The organism is Francisella sp. LA112445 (assembly GCF_012224145.1).
GTDB lineage: Bacteria > Pseudomonadota > Gammaproteobacteria > Francisellales > Francisellaceae > Francisella.
Map to the genome: position 1 here is coordinate 1517922 of NZ_CP041030.1, position 19501 is coordinate 1537422.

Genomic DNA, 19501 nt, shown 5'->3' on the forward strand with positions numbered 1-19501 from the left:
ATAAAAAAATGGCCGACTTTGTAGAAATAGAGATCATTTTAGATATAGTAAAAGATACTCAAGATATTACTAATAGTACTAATATTGATAATGAACAAATAGCTTACTATCGTAATAATGTAAGGAAAAAGATTTTTTTTCTTCAAGAAGAACTTTTAGAAAAATATAGTGAAAGTATATGTAAATACATAGTATTTCCAGTACTTGCATACGTTGATGAGAAGTTAATGCTTATTATGGAAGATTTAAATAATAATGTGTCTTGGAGCCTCTTGCACCTTGAGTATTATGATAGAGAAAATGGTGGTGAATACGTTTTTGAAATAATAGACAACCTTTTATCAGATAATATATACCCACAAGTGTGTTATCAAACTATCTCAATTATTTTACATAATGATTTTTACGGTAAATACTACGAAAATCGTTATAGTAGTGAATTTCTTACTTATAAAAAAGAAATTGATAAGTACCTAGAAAAATTCTCAAAAGATAATTATATAGATTTGATTGATACATCAATCAATAGAAGCCCTCCTTTAAAAAGATATAGAAGTATATTGAAATTACTATTAAGGTTTGGTGTTCCACTAGGCTTATTTATCATAAGTTTAGTGATTTTCTTAAGTTGGTAAAACATAAGGACATTGTTATGAACAAATTTATTTCTATATTAGAGGATATTGATTTAATAGTCTTAGATAGAGTTAATCCCATAGCTAACATGCAGATTCAATCTAAGTATGAAAATGCTGAATATGAGGCTTTTATAGAAAGTCTAAATGATAATACTGAAAATACAAAGAGTATAGACATATATAGTTTCTTCTTATCATTAAATTCTGAAATATGCTTAAACTTATCTGAGCTCAAAGAAATACCTAAAATTATTAATGACTATTTTTCTTTTTTAAACTTACATTTTGAGAAGCTTAGTCCTAAAGATGTAAATCAAAAAAAAGAATTATCAGAAAAAGGTATCAATAAATTTTTAGCTCTAATAGAAAATAATTTTTCAGAAATGAAAAATAACCTTGATTTACCTTTATCATCTATAGAAAAAATTATAGAATTAGTTCAGGGTATAATAGGTTTTTGTAAAAAACATGATTTAAACTGTGATACAGATTTAGAACAACAATTAAATAATACTCTAAAAAAAATTAAAACTGCACTTCTAGCAGAAGAACAAGATGATTCAGAAGAAGAAATAGAAAGCGTTAATAAAGATTTTAGTACTAAAAAACTAAATAAAAAAAAGTCATCTTCTAATAGTCATATAGAACATTCTGATAAATGGACAACTTTAGTAGAAAAAATAGAAGTATTAAAAGCTTTGGTAGATAGCGAAAGAATATTTGAAACATCTATCGTTTATGATGATGTACAAAATTTACTAGCTAATTTTGATCCCAAAGAATATTTCCCTGAAATTTTTTTCCCACTATATCAAAAGATATCTCCAATTATTGGAGATATCCATAAGAATATAGATCTTTATTCATCAAGTATTCAATGGAGTATAGCCAATAAAATGTATAATATAGACTATAATAAGTTTTTAGATACACTTGAAAGAATGCCAGAAAATAATTTTCTAAATTCAAGATCTAACATAGCAAAAGAACATTTTTATCAAACATCATCAGAGATAAAAACACAACATCGAGAAGATAATAAAATTATAAGTAATCAAGATGCTAATAAAGAAGATATAAAGATAAACCACAGAGATAGTACTAGTAATAATTTAGTAGAAAATCAAGAACCTAGCAGTTCTCCTCAAGAAGAAACATATGATGATTTAAATAAACTATTTGATTTTTAAGCTTTGCCTATGATGTTTATAGAAAAAAATACTGAAATTGAAAATATAGAAAACCTAAACAACATCTGTCACAAGCTTTCTTTAAATAATCTTTTAAGTATTCTAGCTAGTTATCAGTTAGAAATAAAAAATATAGAACTTATACCAATATTAATGAATAGTGTTTCAAACACTACTATATTAAATATTTCCAATATCAATGGAATAGTATATATAGAAATAAACGTATTTAAATTGCAGTTATTTTCAAATCTAGAGACTAAATACCAAGACTATATTAAAAACAATAATAATAGAGCTATTTCAGTTCTAAAAGATGGTATAAAAATAATGCTCTATAGATATACATTAAGAACTAAAAAATTATATCAACTAACTCAGCATAATCCATATGTTCACGCAGCTACTCCTTACACTCTAGAGAAAATAATAAATCACTTATATAAGATATTCTCCGAAGATTACTGTACAGTTATAAACTATGAGAAGAAAAAAATAAATATAAAGAGAAAGCCTTCTTCAGTAGGTCATGATGATATCGGACTTATTTTTTTAGGAGGACACATTCCTTCATTTATATATTTAATAAAAATCAACTTAATCCTTTTATATAGAAATGAAACAGTAATAGATAACATAAAACTTCAACTAATAGACTTCGAAAAAAAAATAAAAAATAAATTAATCAAAATAGAACTTAAGATATCTATAGAAAATCCTAAAAGTAATATTCAATATCTAGGTAGTTGCAGTATATAATAGGAAATAAGAGCTTCTATTTCTACATATTTTTTTAAGTAAATGCTATAAAAAAGTCAAAGTTTTCACTACCATTAAATGCAGAAAAAACAGCGCTTCTATCTGCTACTATAAAGTCTAGTTCAGACCCTTTTTGTATTTCATATATAGCCTCAATATTATCAATATTTACAGCAAAATTTGTTGAATGATTAACATCTAAAAGTCTAACTCCAGAGAGTGATAATGTCACAATATTTTTATTTCTACTTATACTTGTAATCCTTAGAGAATCTTTATTGTTAAATTTTAAAGTAGCTGGTGCTGTTGATTTTTTTTTGACGAAAACATAATACCTGTTTGCAACAAAAAACTCTTCTGGGAAATTTTCACAAATATACTTCTGCCCTTGCAACTCAAATCTAACAAAATTATTTATCTTTCTATGCTCACAAAGACTTAGTAACTTATCTACTAAGAGATTTAGTCTAGCAATAGGTGTATTAAAATTATATATTATATTCTCAACTTTATCGATCTTATCAAGATTCAGCTGAATCAAACTATAAACATCATGCAATTCATTAAAAATTTGCAAAGGATCACTATTTAATCTATTTGATTCAGAAAACCCTAGATTTCTTTCCAACTTATTTATCCGAAAGCTCAACAAAATTGAAGCATAAGATCTAGAGGTAGAGAAAACTAGTCGATTAAATGCTTTCAATTCAGATATTAGCCTGTTTAATTTTACGAAAAGTTCCTCCATCAAGTAATGGTCTAGACTTAACAAAGGGAAATCATAATTCTTAGCTGAAAGCTTCCCTTTCTCAGATTTAAATAAAGCAATTTGCAGACTATATTTTGCACTATAATCATACTCTAATGAAAGTGATAATTTATCATAGATATATTTATGACCATCTTTCTCTATTACTTTACCTCTAACATTCAAAAAAACAGGAACCTCATCATAAAACTCATCGAAAGGAAGCTGTAATGATAAAGGATAAGTTTTATCAAAAAAAATCAACTTTTTACCCTCAATATATAATTTTAAATCTTTTATGAGTATAAGATTAGATGCTAGACTATCATTATCTATATTAAAACTAATAATTCCTTTATCAAGATTAAAAGGAAGATGGTTTAATTCTGTTGATTTTTCTATAAGAACTAAGCTTGCCTTATCAAGAACTTCACTATCAAGCCTCATACCATCTTCCCAGTATAGCCTTTCTAGAAACATATTTTTTATTTATCCACCTTTTTTATAATTAAGTACAATTTGGCCTTTCTCAGTACTCATATCATGAACACAGTCAAGCAATTGCTTATCTGTAGTAAGACCCTCGAGAGAAATATACGTTTCAGCTAAACCTCCATCATTAACATCGCCAGCTTGCTCATCCGTATAGACTTCATAGTGAAACTTACTTGATGGATATAACTCTAAACTAGATAAATCCAGCATTTTCTCCCATTTACCATCAGTCTTAAATTCTTGATTCTTATTAGAGCTCCCAAGTACAATTTTAAATCCTTTCCTTGACTCTGATCTTTTTTTTGCATTAAATAATGCGCCTGTAATATTACTTCTTTGATCAGAGTCTAATAAACATAAGACTTCAATAAAAATTCTCACATTCATACCAGGAACAAGTCTCATACGGGTAACAATAGCAGCTGCATTTACTGTAGAGCCAACATCACTAGAATTTTGTCCTCCATCTACTCCCACAATATTTTTTGGAATTGCTTGATCACCAATCTTTAGTGAATCTAAAAATATTCGGCTATCATTATCAGCTCCCGATGGTGCTCCCATACAACTTGCTGGATTAGTCGCAATACTTACTGGTCTTCTTTCTAAAACATCTTCTCTTTTTACCTGTCCCATAAATATTCTCCTTAGATAATGTTAAATAGAGCCAAACAACTCTGGTTCCAACCTAGTGTCTATAGTCATTGATGTATCCATTCCTTCAAACTGGATATGAGGTATCACATTTATTTTACATGAATACCATCCTGGCTTACCAGGAATATTCTTAACTTCAATAGAAACATTTCTAAAAGGATATCTTGCCATTTCCAAAGGAGTTGGCTGATATACGGTTGTTACAAACCCCGATATCCAATCAGATAAGATACTTTGAATTTGTTCAGCCCCTACAACACTTCCTATCTTATCCCTAATGACACATTTTATATAATGAGAAATTCTTGATATACACATAGTATATGATAGATTTGCTATCAATCTTGAATTTGCCGAATCAAAATCATCAACAAATTCTTCAACTTTTTTTGCTGAATTTATACTAAAGAAACAAGCGTTATTTGTACCTTTCTCACCAACAAACGGTATCAAGCCAACATTAGCCAAAGAAAGCTCCATATAATCAGCGAATAAGACATTTAAAGGAGGTTTAGCTTCTAAAACACCTTTATTATCATAGACGCATGAAACTAAATTTCTGACATATCCTCCACTCTCTACACCTCTAATATATTGAAACCATCTTGTTTTATCATAAGATCTCATCATATTTTTAATTAGCTGAATAGATGATGGCCCCCATAAATAACTTTTATTATCTTCATAATCAACAAATTCATTAAAACCTTCCATAAGCTTATACTGAACAGGATTATTTTCAGGATTATATGGTTGACGCAACATAAAATCACCAACTGTTAAACCAATATATGCAGCGACATCAAGGTTTCTGAAATCATTCCATTCTTTATACCTAGGATGCTCTAAGAGAGTCTCAAAACTTTTTATCTGAGTAATCTCAGAAAGATCACTTACTCCAAAAAATGATTTATCTATAGAAGCAATAAATGGTGCATGTGAGTTTTTAGCTACCATTCCCATTCCTGTCAACCAAATAATATCATTAGTAGTATTTTCAAAATCATAAAGACCTAATATACCACCATATGGTTCACCTCCATATTGATCAAATTCAGAGACATATACTTTCTTGAAGAAATCACTACTTGATATGTCATAGAGGTTTCTTTCAAAGTCATATTGTAACTCTTCTTTTTTAACATCAAGAATACTTACTTCAACATTATCATAATCTTCTTGACAAACCTCCTGCACTTTTAACCATTCTTGTTCTAAAGCCCTAAATTCAGCATTTGAAATTATAGAGTTTACTTGTAAATCTATTAATCTATCAATAACAGTAATAACTTTTTGAATGTATTTTTGATTATAATTATTTATATCATTATTATTTGCCAATACTAAAGACAAAGCCATAAGATTTCTAGCATTATAGTCATTTGATAGAGACAATACCTTAGAAGCATCATCAGACACATTAAAATCTATATTTTTAAGAACTCCTTCAACCTCTGTTGATCCTCCGAAATTATTTAAAAGCTCTTCTGTAAGGTTTGTTTTATTTTCTGACATAAAAAAGTCCTCTTATCTATTGTTTATCATCTGCTTCTTGTAAATCACTAAGTTCACTAGAGTCAGCTTCAACTGTATCACTAGAGTCTTTTATAGAATAGTTTGCTAATGCAGGAATCTTCTTCTTCAAAGCCTCTAATTCTTTTTCATTAGAGAAAATCATGTCAATTACTTTTTTTAGATTTCTATTATTTTCAATATCTTTAGCGAATGATGCAAGTATTTCCTTCATTTCTAGCAAAGCTCTAATTTCCGGAACTTTTTTTGCCACTGCATCTGGCCTAAAATCTTTAATACTTTGTATCTTATAATTAACTCTAAGATTACTAGGATCCTTAGATACAAAATTTGGAGCTTCAAAATCAAAAGATATATTCATGTCGTCCAGCACTCTATCAACACCATTTCTTATTCTTCTGACTTGCCTATCTGTAAATTCTTTTTTAGCATCATCAGATCTTCCCTTTGATAAATCTCCAACTACCAAAACTCTATATGGTAATTCTTTCTTTTTGAGAACACCATCTACTTGAGTCTCATAATTTATCATTAATCTTGAATTTGGAATTTTATTTTTCGCCATTCTGTCTCCTTTTTTTAAGATCCCTAAAAGCAACATACATCAATAAATATAATAAAACAATAAGTTTTTATAATCTATACCCAAATTATTGGTCTGTAAATCCTATTTAAATCATCAATAGAGTATCCTTTTGCAGGAATAGTTGCTAGTACACTAAAGCCTTGAGAACTCCTAACTTCTTCATGCTCGAAGCCAAGATTTAAAGCGACTTTAGCTTCAACTATATTTTTTATCTTTTTAACATATTCATCCTTACTGAGATTACTATATGAGTATAAATTCTCATTATCTTTAGTAATATCAACAGATACATCATTAGATATAGGGTCATATGCTAAACCAATATTAAAGCCAGTTTTATCCGTGTTTGTAGAGTTTTCTTGCTTTAATATCCTAAAGCCTCTAAATTGTCTTTCTAGATTATGTTCATCAAGAGAAATAATGTTGTTATAAATACTCTGTAAAACAGCCTCAGTATTAGCAGCTCTATCAATGCTTGTAAACTCGTTTACTTTGCCATCACTACTTCTTACAGGAGTACTTTTTATACCAAGCTTCATTTCATGGCCTTCCTTAAAAAATTCAGAAGAATAACCAAAGGTTGACTCAAATACTATACCTGTTACTCCACTTTTTTCTACCGTATAACAAATATCTTTTAATAGATCTTTATTATTATTAACCAAAGTAAAGAAAGCACTAGTTGGAATACAAATTGAAGCACATAATCTTTGGACTTCAACAAAACTATCCATAAAATTTAACATGTTTACTAAAGCAGACAATAATTCGCAATCTTCACTTACTTTTTGCCTAAAGAGTTTATAAGGCTCACATAACGATCTTAAGATTTGTTTAACCATATTTAGATGGCTTTCTGAGACATCATGAGATCCAACTCTTCCGTTTCTACTTTTAGCCATTCTTCTTAGTAACAAATAAAAACCTCTTACTAATCTATCTAGAGATTTTATAATCTTACATAGCTTAACTACAGTTTCTGAAGATGAATTATCCTCCTCTATTGAGAAGTTTATAATTAGGCCTGTAAAATATGCATACTCTTGAGAAAGTTCAAAATCAAATCCAGGTAACCTCTCTTTTAACCATCCAGTAAAGCTAAAACTACTACTAGAAAAAGCTCTCTTAAAAGACGAACTACTTTTCCATTTAGCATCCTTATTTAATAAAACTAAGTTATCTAGCAATTTTTTCTGACATTCCATCATTGGAGATATAAAGGATTTTATGAAGTCAGCCTCATCATCTACCATCATAAACTCCATATATCTTTGGATTGCTAGTTTAACAAAATATTCCTCAAATGTTATTTTATACTTATTCTTTTTGGCCGAAAAACTCGATAACTCATCTAATGGAGATACACCGACTCTTGAAACTCTTGAATCCAATGAATACATTCTATTAAAACCAGCTAAACTAACTGTTGATCCTAAAGAAACAGAAGAAGCATTTTCATTTTCTGATATAACATCACCTATCCTTTTATCACAAAGCACATTAATAGATGTATAGCTAATATTTGATTCTGGGCTTATTACAGTAACAGTATTTTCTAAATTTTCTATAAACTCTTTTGTTTTATTTGCATTTTCTTTCGTGCTTAGGAAATCCTTTGCTTCATCTCTCTTTGACTCATTAGTCATCATATTACAAAGATTAAATAATATAGGTAAGTCACTACTATCATCAAATTCAACTATATTTATTGTTGACATCTGATCTTTAAATTCTTCTTTCTTCAAGGTTTGAGAGTAATTAACTAAAGTATCTTGAACATAGAATGAATCAGGATCATTAAATATTTTAGCTTTATCAAAACTTGGATTATATTGTTGATAGCTAGTTGAAAGAACAGATTCTGCAGCTTTCTTTTTTATATCTATAGAAGCAATATCTTTAAATTTAGATTTAAGCTCATTCAGATCAGCCCCAGCACTACCCGATAAACCTGCTAAAGATGAGTTTTGTGATAAAACATTAAGGATATCATTTGTATCAACATTTGTCAGACCACCCCCTTTAAGCTTATAGACCTCATTCAGAGAATCTATTATTGAATCAAAAGTGCTTCCTTTATCATATATACCAGACAATGTGTCTTGCATGCTGTTAAAAGCACTTGTTCCTCTTGACTTAGCAAAGTTAAAATCTTCCTGAGCAGCATTTGCTGCACTTTCCATTAACGAGCCTGCTTTATCTTTTGCATAATTACCAAAATCAACATAATCTTTTGTTAAATCTTTAGCCGCTGAAAGTCCCTGATTTTTCAAATCCAGACTATCACCAGTAAATAATCTTTGTGCAGAATCTTCTAAAATTCCTGATTTATATGATATTGCTCCTTTTAACTCATGTCTTTTAGACATAGAATGTCCCATGCCTGACTTTATATTATATGAACCTTCAGTCTGATTTAAATCTAACATTTTTGTAGTCATTGGTATACATATCCTCATAGTTCTTAACTTAGAGGCTGACTGCTTAGAATATAGACCAAATCTTGCCTTAATTTCCATATCACTGAATTCAGATAAATTTGGTATTTTAAACGGAGATTTAAAACTTTCACTAACATTTTTTTTGATAACAGAATCAACTTGATTCCTAAACTTATTTACTGATCCTTTAGCATCTGAAAAACCTATTAAATCATCAGCTAATATTTTTCCTTTTATTTCTCCTGAAAGAAGATCAAAACTTGCGGTATTAGTCGAAGTTTTAATCTGGATTAAAGGATTTTCATAGTCTTTAGAGCTAGTTCCAAGAACCATTAAACCTTCACCATCTTTATCAGCACCCAAACTTTGTTTCTTATAATTATTTTTTGAGTATCCTGATAAAGCACTCCTACCAAAATATATTTGTTCTATTTCTGGATACGTATACTCTCTTATTAAATCAAGTCCATCTCTAGTTTTAGGAACTAAATATCTATAAGAGCCTTCTGGTGTATTTAAGACAAAACCTAAATCATTTAAAAGCTTATAATCTTCCTTAAACCTTGGGGTATAAACAAAGCTTTTTGCCTCTCTAGATCCTTTAGCTGTAACTACTTTAAGATTAATATTCCCTCTAAAGTTATCCAATAGTTCCAAAGACTTAGAATCTGTAAAGTTCAATTTATTTGTACTTGCACTAATATCAACATCATAGCTAAATAAAGATGAAGATGCTTTTCCACTCATTCTCAAGTAAAGAGGAATGAATGATTTAACTTCTCGACTGCCACTAGCATAAACAGGAAGATTAGACCATAAATTTATACATGAGCTACCAGCAAAACTCTTCTCTCCAGCAGCTGCAAGACTAGCAGCTGCAGATGCATTTTTAGTATTAACAGATGCTGTTAATTTTGCATTAAACTTAAACTTTGGTAGTGAAGTTAACTGAGCTATATTACCCCCGCCCAACATCTGATTAACACTAGACTTTATGAAAAAATTATATACTTCAGTATCAGTAATACTACTCCAAAGTTTAACTCTATTAGGATCCTTATAAAAAGCAAAATCTCTATCTTTTATTCTTGTAAGAATACTTTTCTGCTTATGAGAATCTTTTAAAAACTTTTCAAAATATTTTTTTCTCTCCACTGCATAAGTATTAGCCATTACATCTATCATTTTGAGTTTTTGAGCTACAATTATCTCATCCTCAAAAAACATATGCCTTTCGATATCATTATAAAACCATGCTTTTATAAAATCGAAAAAGCCTCCATTTACTTTTTCTTTTTTCAGATCATCCGTATCATACAATAAATCATTTATATCTTCAGACATACACTCTCCCCTTAAGCCTCTTAATTCTAAATTGATTCTGACATAAACTTTTTTTTAAAAAAAGTTTTTTAGATAATAATTGAATAAATATTTCTTACTTAAAATAATTTACTTGCCCAAGTATAACTTTATCATTTGCGCCTGTTGCCGCAGGTATATTATTATAGTTTTTATTAAGAGTTTCATTCCCTAACACAGCAAATGCTACAGCCTCTTTCGCATCACTATTCTCACCAACATCTTCAAATGTTAATACATCCACTTCCAATAATTCCGCTATAGTTTTTATTAGAAACTTATTATAAGCTCCTCCTCCTGTAAAGATTATTTGATCTAAATCATGTTTATTCAGAACAAAATCTTTGTATGCTCTAGCAATACTTTCAGCGGTAAATATAGTTAGCGTATGTACTATATCTTCAGAAGTGTTTTCTTTATATTTATTAATAATAAAATCTGTATATTCAATCCCAAATAACTCTCTACCTGTAGATTTTGGAGGCTTCTGCTTTAAATATGGATTTTCTAGAAGCTCTTGCAACATACCTTTTATTAGTTTGCCCTCTTTAGCTATATTACCATCTTCATCATAGCTTTTTGCAAATAAAACTTCTACTGCTCTATTTATCATCATATTCCCTGGACCAGTATCAAAGGCATAGACATCTTCAATATTCGCATTTTTAGGAATAATTGTTGTATTAGCAATTCCACCGATATTATGTAAAGCTCGTGATTTATCTTTATCTCTATATAAAATATAGTCTACATATGGAACTAATGGTGCACCATCACCTCCTGCGGCAATATCTCCCGCACGAAAGTTTGATACCACAGTTGTTTGACACTCATAAGCAATTGTTGCAGCATCACCTAATTGTAATGAAGACTTTATAAAACCACCTTCACATACTGCTTGATGATAAATCGTCTGACCATGGTTAGCTATAAATGCTATATCTTTTAAATTTAGCCCTACCTTCTTAACTAATTTTTTTACCGCATTAGCATATTCTTGACCTAGCTTAAAATTAAGACTGCATAGAAGCTGAGCATTACTCTTTGATAAATCTAAAGATTGCTTAATATCATTTAACAAACCATCCAAATATGGATATGTCTCAAAATTAACTAACTTGATATCTGTATCTAACCCACAACCTTTAATTTTACACAAAGCTACATCAATACCATCTAATGATGTTCCTGACATAATTCCTATGCAATACTTATAATCACTCATATAAAACTTCCCATATTCAAAACACTCTTAGATAAATTACATCCTAAAAAAGCTTTAAACTCAATCCTTAAACTTGTTTAGATATATAAGTTTGTTTATTCTTAAATAACAAATAACTATTTTTATTATATAGTCATGAGGTATTTCCAACTAAAGCTTTCTCTTTTTCTTATATTCTTTATTAGTGCTATTTTACTAAATAGTGTTGGTATAGTTATACTACAATCAGTTACTCACTATCATGTCACAGATGTTCAAGCAAGTATTCTTGAAGCATGTAAAGATCTAACTATAGCTATCGTATCTTTTATTATATGCTCCTTTATTCCAAGATACGGTTATAAAAGAGCAATGCTTACAGGGCTAGCAATAATCACTATAGGTTGTATTGCAATGGCAACCTTAAATAGTTTTTTAATTACTAAAATACTATTTATTCTAATCGGAGTATCCTTTGCGCTAATCAAAGTCTCAGTATATTCAACTGTAGGTTTAATAACTAATGATTCAAAAGCACATGCCAGTCTTATGAGTTTATTAGAAGGTGTCTTTCAGATAGGTGTAGTATTATGCTTTTTTATATTTAGTATATTTATACATTTTGGTAATTGGCTCGGTACATACTGGCTAATTGTTGGCTTATGCATAATTGCTTTTTTATTACTTTTATTTACAAAACTTGATGAATCAGCTGTTCATATATCCCAAGACTCTAACTTCTTAGTAGATACTCTAAGTATGCTAAAGCTTATAAAGCTACCAATAGTTATGCTATTTATTGTTAGTGTCTTTTTCTATGTCTTTATTGAGCAAGGTGTTCAATCGTGGCTGCCAACATTTAATACTAGAGTTCTTCACCTATCTGCATCAACAAGTGTCTTTATGGCAAGTGTATTCGCTTTAAGCATTGCAGCTGGTCGAATTACTTTTGGCTTTATTATGAAAAAAATTGACTGGAAAAAAGTTATTCTTTTAGGTCTAATTTGCTGTGCAATACTAATAGTATTTACACTACAATTATCTAAGTTAATTAACCCTAAAGAAACAGATACTCTTATTGCTATAGTTATTTCATTGCTTTTCCCTATGATTGGTTTTTTTATGGCGCCAATATACCCAACGTTATGCTCTAGTATTCTTAGCAGTCAACCAGAAAAGCTTCAAAGTGCCATGGCTGGTTTGATAATTATATTTTCTGCTTTAGGTGGTACTATTGGCTCAAGAATAATTAGTGAAATATTTGCTCATTTTGGTGGCGTTACTGCATTTTACTGCGTATTGATACCTATAGCTCTTTTAGTATTATTAATCCCTCCATATGCAAAACTTCATAGGAATAAATAGCATGTCAAATAAATCTCTAATCCAACTATCTGGCGAACTTTTTGAAGCAGTCCAGCTAAAACCTTGTTTTGATGATTCTAAATATTTTGTAGATATGACACCTAAAAAATCTCCTGATGAAATATTGAAAGAATATGAGAACTTAAAAAACTCAAAAGATTTTGACCTTAAAGCATTTATTGAAGATAACTTTTATCCTCCTGTAGCAGAGAAAACTTTTAGTAGTGATCAAAAAATATCACTATCACAATATATCAAACAAATGTGGAGCTTTTTGCATCAAACTTCTGATCAGCAGAATTCATTAAGCTCTCTTATCCCACTACCAAAACCTTATATAATCCCAGGAGGTAGGTTTAGAGAGGTTTATTATTGGGATTGTTACTTTACTTGTGAAGGCCTTCGTGAAGATGGTGAAATTCAAATGATCAAGGATATAGCTGATAATTTTGCATACCTTATAGATACTGTTGGATTTGTGCCAAATGCTAATCGAAAATATTATTTAACTCGCTCTCAACCCCCATTATTCTATTTAATTGTAAATATCTTATATCAAGAGCTAGGTATTTCTGCTATTGAAAAATACTTAAAAACTTTGGAAAAAGAATATTCATTTTGGATGGACACCCAAAGAAATATAAATGGTTTAAATAGATATTGGGATGACTCTGCAACACCAAGACCAGAATCATATAGAGAAGATATTGAACATGCACAAAATATCGATGATGAACCAAAATTCTATCGTAATATTCGCGCTGCTTGTGAATCTGGCTGGGATTTTTCTAGTCGCTGGTTTGCTCAAGAGGATGATTTTAATACTATTCAAACAACAGATATTTTACCAGTTGATTTAAATAGCTATTTATATGGACTTGAGCAGTTACTTGGAGAATGGTTTTTAGAAACATCAGATCATGCTAAAGCTAATAAATATCTTAAATTAGCAGATAAAAGAAAAAAACTTATCCAAAATAGATTTTGGAATGATGATAAAGGATTCTTTTATGATTTAAATCATACTACTGACAAGCTTACAACTATATCAAGCTTAGCAGGGGTAACTCCATTATTTTTAAACATAGCAACAAAGGAACAAGCCAAACAAGCAGCTAATATGATAGAAAATCAATTTCTAACTGAGCATGGACTTATTACAACGGTTATACACACGTCACAACAATGGGACTCTCCAAATGGTTGGGCTCCTTTGCACTTTGAAGCTGTTATCGGCTTAAAAAATTATGGCTTTAATAAGCTTGCCGAAACAATTGCTAAAAGGTTTGTAAACACTGTTAATCAGAAGTTTAATGAAACTGGTAAGATTCGTGAAAAATATGATGTCATAAATCCAAAGACAAATGCAGGTGGTGGTGAGTATATTGTTCAAGATGGTTTTGGTTGGACAAATGGAGTAACTACAAGCTTTATCAAGATGTATGACATAAAGATATAAATTAACTTATAAATAAGAATTAAAAGCTATTTGCTAAAAAATCATCAAACTTATCAAAATAACTTTTATGAGCCAAGTAAAGTAAGCCTCCTACTCAGCTTGTTCAACTTGATTTTATAAAAATAGTAAGTCTGTTGATTTAATGACTTTCAGTCGTTCCCGCGAAGGCGGGAATCTCTTAAATAGCTAGGAGATCTTCGTGTCACGCACGAGGATGACAATGATTTTTGTAGAATCCTCTTGATTAAATCAACAGTGTTATGAGTATAAGCTATATTTTATTATAAATTTGGAAAAAATATTTAAAGAAAAATTTAGAAAGAGATTTTATTTGATAATTGGATCTAACTCACCAGCTTCATATCTTTGGAACATTGTTTCAAGTGATATAGGCTTAATTTTACTAGCCATACCAGCACTTCCAAATGCTTCATATCTAGCCTGACAAATCTCAGACATTGCTACTTTTGCTACAGCATTATATTTACGTGGGTCAAACTCCGCAGGGTTCTCAGCCATAAATCTTCTAACTGCACCTGTTGCAGCCATACGTAGATCTGTATCAATATTTACTTTACGCACACCGAACTTGATAGCTTCAACGATTTCTTCTACAGGTACACCATAAGTTTCACCCATAGCGCCACCATAGTTATTAATCACTTCTAACCAATCTTGAGGCACAGAAGATGAACCATGCATTACCAAATGAGTATCCGGAATTCTTGCATGAATTTCTTTTACTCTCTTGATAGATAAAACATCACCTGTAGGCGGCTTAGTAAATTTATAAGCTCCATGTGAAGTACCTATTGCAATAGCTAAAGCATCTACTTTTGTCTTTTTAACAAAATCAGCTGCTTCTTCTGGATCTGTAAGCATTTGATCCATAGATAAAGTACCTTCTGCTCCAACACCATCTTCTTCACCTGCTTGCCCTGTTTCTAATGAGCCAAGACAGCCTAGTTCACCTTCAACAGATACACCACAAGCATGAGCCATATCTGAAACTGTTTTTGTAACATTTACATTATACTCATAATCAGAAGGAGTTTTACCATCTGATTTTAACGAACCATCCATCATTACAGATGAGAAACCTAACTGAATAGATCTTTGACAAACTGATGGAGATGTACCATGATCCTGATGCATACATACAGGAATATGTGGATACTCTTCTATTGCTGCTAAAACTAGATGCCTAATAAATGGTGCACCAGCATATTTTCTAGCACCTGCAGATCCTTGTAAAATAACAGGTGAATTTACTCTGTCTGCAGCTTCCATTACAGCTCTAACCTGCTCAAGGTTATTCACATTAAAAGCTGGCAGTCCATAACCATGCTCTGCAGCATGATCTAGTAATTGTCTTAGTGAAACTAAAGCCATATTTATCTCCTTATCTTACTTGACCTGCAACTATTACTTTAATTTTGTTTGTACTTCCGTGTACACCCATACTATCGCCACTAGTTAGAACAAAAACGTCTCCATTTTTAGCTAACTTTCTGCTTTCTAACTCCATAGATGCTGATCTATTTACATATAACTTAGACATTCTAGTTGAATCAAAATATATAGGTACTACACCCCTAAATAAAGTCATAGCACCGAGTGTTGGAGCATTACGTGATAGTGCATAAATAGGTAGATCACTATTTATACGTGACATCCAGCGAGAAGTATTACCACCTTCTGTAAGTACTATTAAACCTTTAGCACTAATATCATTAGCAATTTTAACAGCTGCTACTGATACTGCTTGATCAATACGACCACAGCTAGCAATCTTAGGCTTTTTAACCATATGGCTATATTTACTATGCTCTGCTGAATCACATATACGTGACATTGCCTCAATAGTTTCCACAGGATACTTACCTACTGCAGTTTCAGCTGAAAGCATCACAGCATCTGTTCCATCAAATACAGCATTTGCAACATCTGAAGCCTCTGCACGTGTTGGTGAAGAGTTTTCAATCATTGATTCCATCATTTGAGTGGCGGTGATAGAACCTTTTTCATTCTGACGAGCTGTAGTGATTATTAATTTTTGAGCTGCAGGAACATTCTCATCGCCTATCTCTACAGCTAAATCACCACGTGCCACCATTACAAGATCAGAAGCATCAACAATACCTTTTAGGTTCTCTTCTATAACAGCTTCAGCTCTTTCGATCTTAGCAACCATAGCAGGCTTCCAACCAGCTTCATGTACAAGTTGGCGTGCATACTCCATATCCTTACCATCTCTAACAAATGATACTGCTAAGAAATCTACTTGAAGCATTGCTGCTATTTTAATATCTTCTTTATCTTTATCTGTAAGAGCTGGTGCCGTTAGTCCACCACCTTTTTTATTGATTCCTTTATTATTAGAAACTTTACCACCTACAACAACCTTAGTAATAGCCTTATTTCCTTTTACTGAATCAACTTCTAAAACAATCTTACCATCATCAACTAATAGTATATCGCCTTTTTTTACATCCTGTATTAGCTCTTTATAGTCAATACTTACTGCATTTTCATCACCTTCTTCAAGACCTAAATCAGCATCAAGAGTAAATTTCTGCCCTTTTTTAATTTCTACAGAACCTTTCTTAAACTTTGATAGTCTAATTTTAGGACCTTGTAAATCAGCTAAAATACCAACATAAGTATCTTGCTCTTTTGCAATCTGACGGATAAGATCGACTCTTTTACGATGATCTTCTGCAGAGCCATGCGAGAAATTACATCTTACAGCATTAACCCCTGCTTTAATCATCTCTGTCAGAGCTTCTCTAGACTCACTTGCTGGACCAAGAGTAGCTAAGATTTTTGTTCTTCTCATATAAATAAACCTTAAATTACTTTTTTGCTTTTTTTATTAGCATTTCTATTGCAGGTAATTTTTTACCTTCTAAAAGCTCTAAAAATGCTCCACCAGCTGTAGATATATAAGAAACCTTATCTTTTATATCAAACTTTTCTATCGCGGCAATTGTATCACCACCACCAGCTACTGAAAAAGCATCTGACTCTGCTATAGCTAAAGATAAAGCTTTTGTACCCTCTGCAAAGTTATCAAATTCAAAAACTCCTACAGGACCATTCCAAAGGATAGTATTTGCTTGTTTTAGGCATTCTGTTATATATTCCTCTGACTTAGGCCCAATATCTAGGATCATATCATCATGAGCAATATCATGAACATCTTTAACTATAGCTTCAGCATTTTCATCAAACTTTTTGGCAACTCTTACATCTCTTGGTATTGGAACAATAATACCTTTTAAATTAGCTTCTGCTATGATTTCTTTAGCCTCGATAACAAGATCTTCCTCATATAAAGAAGCACCAATATCATACCCTTGAGCTTTTAAAAAAGTATTCGCAATACCTCCACCAACTACTAAGATCTCTACCTTTTTTAGTAAATTATGTAAGACCATTAGCTTAGTAGATACCTTAGAGCCTCCAACTATCGCAGCCATCGGCTTCTTAGGAGCTTTTAGAACTTTTTCCAAAGCACTAACTTCTTTAGCTAAAAGTAACCCTGCACACGCTACCGGAATAAACTCAGCAACACCATAGGTTGAAGCTTGTGCTCTATGTGCCGTAGCAAAAGCATCCATTACAAAAACATCGCCAAGACTAGCTATCTTTTGAGACAGTTGCTCATTAGATTTTTTCTCGCCTTTATTAAAGCGAACGTTATCACACATAACGATTTCACCGGTCTTAACATCAACACCATTTAACCAATCTTTAGCAAAATTAACTGGTTTATTAATGATTTGAGATAATGCTTCTGCTACAGGCTCTAGTGAAAACTGAGGATCATATTCACCTTCAGTAGGACGACCAAGGTGAGACATTAAAATAACAGCCCCACCTTTATCTAAAATATATTGAATTGTTGGAATAGCAGCCTCAATTCTAACTTTACTTGTAACTTTGCCATCTTTGACAGGTACATTAAAGTCTACTCGAACAAGAACTCTTTTACCCTTTAAATCAACATCTCTTAAAGTTAGAAAATTCATAACTTACTCCAGATTTATAAAGCTCCAAAATATTCTACTACTCTAACCATTTGGTTTGTATAAGACATTTCATTGTCATACCAAGATACAACTTTAACCAATGACTTATCACCAAGTGAAGTAACCTTAGTTTGAGTTGCATCAAATAAAGAACCTTCAGAAATTCCGATAATATCACTAGATACTAACTCTTCTTCAGTATAACCAAAAGAGTCATTAGCAGCTGCTTTCATTGCAGCATTTACTTCTTCAGCTGTAACGCTCTTAGATACTACAGCAACAAGCTCAGTTAAAGATCCAGTAGGCACAGGAACACGTTGCGCAGCACCATCTAACTTACCAGCTAATTCTGGAATAACTAAACCAATAGCTTTAGCTGCACCAGTTGAGTTAGGTACAATATTTACAGCAGCAGCTCTTGCACGACGAAAATCATTTTTCGCGTGAGGAGCATCTAAAGTGTTTTGATCACCTGTATAAGCATGAATAGTTGTCATGAAACCACTTTCAATTGTTGCTAGGTCATGTAAACCTTTTGCCATAGGAGCTAAACAGTTAGTTGTACAAGATGCTGCAGATATGATTTTCTCATCCGCGTTTAATATGTCATGGTTAACACCAAATACTACTGTTGGTAGATCATTACCAGCAGGAGCTGAAATAACTACTTTTTTAGCACCAGCATCTATATGAGCTTGTGATTTTGCTTTTGACACATAAAAACCTGTACACTCGAGTACAACATCTACATTTAACTCACCCCATGGTAAGTTAGCTGCATCTTTTTCTGCATATATTTTAATTTCTTTACCATCTACAACTATAGAATCTTCTTTTGCTGATGTTACAGCTGCTTTTGAAAATCTACCTTGAGCAGAATCATACTTTAATAAATGTGCTAACATTTTTGGATTTGTTAGGTCATTAATCGCAACAATTTCAACTCCGTCTTTCTCAAACATTTGACGAAAAGCTAAACGACCAATTCTACCGAAACCATTAATTGCAACTCTCATTATTAATCTCCTTA

15 protein-coding genes are annotated in these 19501 nt (G+C 31.3%); 5 read left to right on the forward strand and 10 right to left on the reverse strand.

Annotation, left to right across the window (positions count from 1 at the left end):
• The first annotated feature begins 8 nt into the window (after positions 1–8).
• The 3 genes from FIP56_RS07400 to iglJ are packed head-to-tail and all read left to right on the forward strand — an operon-like array spanning position 9 to position 2587.
• On the forward strand, positions 9–635 hold the full coding sequence (locus FIP56_RS07400) for a DotU family type IV/VI secretion system protein (protein ID WP_192578291.1): 627 nt from the start codon (positions 9–11) through the stop codon (positions 633–635).
• A gap of 17 nt (positions 636–652) precedes the next feature.
• Positions 653–1828 carry a type VI secretion system protein IglI family protein gene (locus tag FIP56_RS07405; RefSeq protein WP_192578292.1) on the forward strand — a complete coding sequence of 392 codons (1176 nt, stop codon included), beginning with the start codon at positions 653–655 and terminating at the stop codon, positions 1826–1828.
• Between the two features lie 9 nt (positions 1829–1837).
• Complete coding sequence (iglJ, locus tag FIP56_RS07410) at positions 1838–2587, forward strand: type VI secretion system baseplate protein IglJ (protein ID WP_245323063.1); 750 nt, start codon at positions 1838–1840, stop codon at positions 2585–2587.
• A gap of 34 nt (positions 2588–2621) precedes the next feature.
• Here the strand turns inward: iglJ and tssK are convergent, their stop codons facing one another.
• From tssK to anmK, 6 genes are all read right to left on the reverse strand, one after another.
• Entirely contained in the window at positions 2622–3815 is a 1194-nt protein-coding gene (gene tssK / locus FIP56_RS07415) for a type VI secretion system baseplate subunit TssK (RefSeq protein ID WP_192578293.1), read from the reverse strand.
• Positions 3816–3824: 9 nt separating this feature from the next.
• Positions 3825–4466: a type VI secretion system tube protein IglC gene (iglC, locus tag FIP56_RS07420; protein WP_192578294.1), complete on the reverse strand. Its 642-nt coding sequence runs from the start codon at positions 4464–4466 to the stop codon at positions 3825–3827.
• Between the two features lie 21 nt (positions 4467–4487).
• Positions 4488–6002 carry a type VI secretion system contractile sheath large subunit gene (gene tssC, locus FIP56_RS07425; protein ID WP_192578295.1) on the reverse strand — a complete coding sequence of 505 codons (1515 nt, stop codon included), beginning with the start codon at positions 6000–6002 and terminating at the stop codon, positions 4488–4490.
• 16 nt (positions 6003–6018) lie between these two features.
• On the reverse strand, positions 6019–6585 hold the full coding sequence (tssB, locus tag FIP56_RS07430; RefSeq protein ID WP_192578296.1) for a type VI secretion system contractile sheath small subunit: 567 nt from the start codon (positions 6583–6585) through the stop codon (positions 6019–6021).
• 74 nt (positions 6586–6659) lie between these two features.
• The gene (locus FIP56_RS07435; RefSeq protein WP_192578297.1) at positions 6660–10391 is read right to left on the reverse strand and encodes a Pathogenicity determinant protein D; all 3732 of its coding nucleotides are present in this window, start codon (positions 10389–10391) and stop codon (positions 6660–6662) included.
• Between the two features lie 94 nt (positions 10392–10485).
• Entirely contained in the window at positions 10486–11634 is a 1149-nt protein-coding gene (gene anmK / locus FIP56_RS07440) for an anhydro-N-acetylmuramic acid kinase AnmK (protein ID WP_192578298.1), read from the reverse strand.
• A gap of 135 nt (positions 11635–11769) precedes the next feature.
• On the opposite strand from anmK, the gene FIP56_RS07445 reads away from it, so the two are divergent.
• Positions 11770–12978, forward strand: a complete 1209-nt coding sequence (locus tag FIP56_RS07445; protein ID WP_192578299.1) for an MFS transporter — start codon at positions 11770–11772, stop codon at positions 12976–12978.
• Position 12979: 1 nt separating this feature from the next.
• Complete coding sequence (locus FIP56_RS07450) at positions 12980–14437, forward strand: trehalase family glycosidase (RefSeq protein ID WP_192578300.1); 1458 nt, start codon at positions 12980–12982, stop codon at positions 14435–14437.
• A 327-nt stretch (positions 14438–14764) separates the two neighbouring features.
• On the opposite strand, the gene fba is transcribed toward FIP56_RS07450, so the two are convergent.
• The 4 genes from fba to gap are packed head-to-tail and all read right to left on the reverse strand — an operon-like array spanning position 14765 to position 19487.
• Positions 14765–15829: a class II fructose-bisphosphate aldolase gene (gene fba / locus FIP56_RS07455; protein ID WP_192578301.1), complete on the reverse strand. Its 1065-nt coding sequence runs from the start codon at positions 15827–15829 to the stop codon at positions 14765–14767.
• Positions 15830–15839: 10 nt separating this feature from the next.
• A complete protein-coding gene (pyk, locus tag FIP56_RS07460; RefSeq protein WP_192578302.1) occupies positions 15840–17276 on the reverse strand; it encodes a pyruvate kinase in 1437 nt (478 codons plus the stop codon).
• A gap of 16 nt (positions 17277–17292) precedes the next feature.
• Positions 17293–18471, reverse strand: a complete 1179-nt coding sequence (locus FIP56_RS07465) for a phosphoglycerate kinase (RefSeq protein ID WP_192578303.1) — start codon at positions 18469–18471, stop codon at positions 17293–17295.
• A 14-nt stretch (positions 18472–18485) separates the two neighbouring features.
• Complete coding sequence (gap, locus tag FIP56_RS07470; RefSeq protein WP_192578304.1) at positions 18486–19487, reverse strand: type I glyceraldehyde-3-phosphate dehydrogenase; 1002 nt, start codon at positions 19485–19487, stop codon at positions 18486–18488.
• Between the last annotated feature and the right edge of the window lie 14 nt (positions 19488–19501).